Origin of the sequence: Methylobacterium aquaticum (genome assembly GCF_001043915.1) — a bacterium.
Lineage (GTDB): Bacteria > Pseudomonadota > Alphaproteobacteria > Rhizobiales > Beijerinckiaceae > Methylobacterium > Methylobacterium aquaticum.
Map to the genome: position 1 here is coordinate 1 of NZ_LABX01000496.1, position 615 is coordinate 615.

2 pseudogenes are annotated in these 615 nt (G+C 68.6%); both read left to right on the forward strand.

Annotation, left to right across the window (positions count from 1 at the left end):
• Positions 1–254 (forward strand): annotated as a pseudogene (locus VP06_RS33445) (hypothetical protein); the annotation flags it as partial.
• A 15-nt stretch (positions 255–269) separates the two neighbouring features.
• A pseudogene (locus VP06_RS33450) lies at positions 270–615 on the forward strand (hypothetical protein); the annotation flags it as partial.

Genomic DNA, 615 nt, shown 5'->3' on the forward strand with positions numbered 1-615 from the left:
GTTACGTGGTGCAGGACGGTTCCCCGCGCATGGCCTGCAGCGTCGGTACGAGCAGCTGCATCGTGCGCTCCACCTTCGATTTCCGTGCGGCGAACCCACGGAACGGTGCCCGCTCGCAGGGCGTGGCGGAACTGACCCTGGAAATCTCCTTCGCCGGACCGCGTCCGGTGATCGTATCCGAGTCGAGCCGTGTCCTGCGCCGCTTCGCACCGGGACCGCTGAGCGCCGCCGCATCGACACGGCCCGGTGCCTGAGACACAATCGAACCGATGATCGCAGCCAAGACACGCGCGGCTAAGACACACGCAGCCGGCAAGACCTCTCCGACCAAAGCCTCCCCGACGAAGCCGTCCGGAGAGGTCGAGGCTCCGGCCGTCGTCGCGGCGCGGGCGGCACGGGAATCCGTCCGGTCGATGATCGAAGCGGAAATCCGTCGCCAGGACGCCTTTCCCGTCGCCCGGCGGACGCTGCAGCTGCTCGCCGAGGCCGTGGTCGAGCCTGCCGCCGAGCCGCCCTTCTACCGGGTCGTCGATCGTTCCGGGACGATGCGGCAGAGTGAGAATGGCCCTCTGACCCTCGAGGAGCTGTTCGCCGAATTGCGGGAGCGCCATGGCG